Source organism: Streptomyces katrae, assembly GCF_000966975.1.
Lineage (GTDB): Bacteria > Actinomycetota > Actinomycetes > Streptomycetales > Streptomycetaceae > Streptomyces > Streptomyces katrae.
Genome location: NZ_JZWV01001268.1, coordinates 1 through 1,302, shown reverse-complemented (window position 1 = coordinate 1,302; position 1,302 = coordinate 1). Strand labels below are relative to the sequence as shown.

Below are 1,302 nucleotides of genomic sequence, written 5' to 3'. Positions count from 1 at the left end.
GAGGAGACGCCGTAGCGGCGGGGGGGGGGCGGGGGGGGGCCCGAGGGGGGGGTTCCACCATAACCCTTCGTAAAGCGTCCTGCGTGCATTGGCGCAGAATGATTACGCTCCGAATCCGCCCAGGAGCACTCCGGTGAGGGCGCCGGCGGCCATGAACGGCCCGAACGCGAAGCCGGTGCCGCGGGTCGCGCGGCTGGTCAGGAGCGCGGCGAGACCGTATACGGCCCCGTAGAGCAGCCCGAGGAAGGCCCCGGCGGCCCATACCCCCCACCCGTACCACCCAAGAGCGACCCCGAGGGGAAGCGCGAGCTTGACGTCGCCGAGGCCCATGCCGGCGGGGTTGATCAGGAACAGCACCAGGTACGCCGCCCCGAGCGCGGCCCCGCCGAGCAGGGCCCCCCGCCAGGTGCCGGCGGCGCGGGGCAGGAGGGCGGCCACGCCGAGCAGGGCCGCCGTGAGGGCGGCGAGGGGGAGGGTGAGCACGTCGGGCAGCCGGTGGACGGCGAGGTCGACGATCCCGAGCAGCACGAGGACGGGCGCCACCGCGACGAACACCCCCGCCTCGGGCCGCGTCCCCCCGGCGCCGGCGAGCCCCGCGCAGACGGCCGCGGAGACGACGGCGGGCGCCCACCCGGCCCCGCCCGGGCCGTGGGGGGCCCGGCCGCAGGGGGTGCGGCCGAACCAGCCCTGGAGGGGGTGGCCGTCGGGGCAGTGGGTGCGCCAGGGTTCGCCCGGTTCCACCGCGAGGCGGTACGCGGCGCGGGGCAGGCCCAGGCCGGTGGCTGCGCCGTACGCGGCGGCGAGGATGATCACGACTACGCCCATCCGCCGACGGTAGGCCCCCGCCACCCCACCGGGGATGGGCCCCGGGGCCCCTTCTGCGCGGGGCGGCGGAGCCTAGGGTGGGGGCATGGGATTCCAGGACGGGGCCGGGGTGCTCCGGATCGGGGACACCGTCGTCCCCCTCGAGATCGCCGCCTCCTACCGCGCCCGCACCAGGGGCCTGCTGGGGCGGGACGGGGTGGAGGGGGCCCTCCTCCTCTCCCCCGCCGCCAGCGTGCACACGTTCCGCATGCGGTTCCCCATCGACGTCGCCCACCTCGACCGCCGCCTGCGCGTCATCGCCGTCACCACCATGCCCCCGAACCGCCTCGGCCTCCCCCGCCCCCGCTCCCGCCACGTCCTGGAGGCGGAGGCCGGGGCCATGGCCCGCTGGGGGCTGCGCGTCGGCACCGCGGTCTCGCTGGAACGTCTCGGCCACCCCTAGGCCGTCTCTTTCGGATCTTGCCGGTCAAGCCCGCC

At 77.0% G+C, this 1,302-nt stretch carries 2 protein-coding genes; one reads left to right on the top strand and one right to left on the bottom strand.

Features of this window, described 5'->3' with window-relative positions:
• Positions 1–102: 102 nt before the first annotated feature.
• Positions 103–825 carry a prepilin peptidase gene (locus VR44_RS35995; protein ID WP_045951866.1) on the bottom strand — a complete coding sequence of 241 codons (723 nt, stop codon included), beginning with the start codon at positions 823–825 and terminating at the stop codon, positions 103–105.
• Positions 826–910: 85 nt separating this feature from the next.
• Here VR44_RS35995 and VR44_RS35990 point away from each other — a divergent pair, with 85 nt between their 5' ends.
• Positions 911–1,267, top strand: coding sequence for a DUF192 domain-containing protein (locus tag VR44_RS35990; RefSeq protein WP_045951865.1), 357 nt, complete (start codon positions 911–913; stop codon positions 1,265–1,267).
• Positions 1,268–1,302 lie beyond the last annotated feature (35 nt).

Excerpts from the sequence above, each read along its gene's own strand:
- VR44_RS35995 (WP_045951866.1), bottom strand. The coding sequence starts at position 825 with ATGGGCGTAGTCGTGATCATCCTCGCCGCCGCGTACGGCGCAGCCACC.
- VR44_RS35990 (WP_045951865.1), top strand. The coding sequence starts at position 911 with ATGGGATTCCAGGACGGGGCCGGGGTGCTCCGGATCGGGGACACCGTC.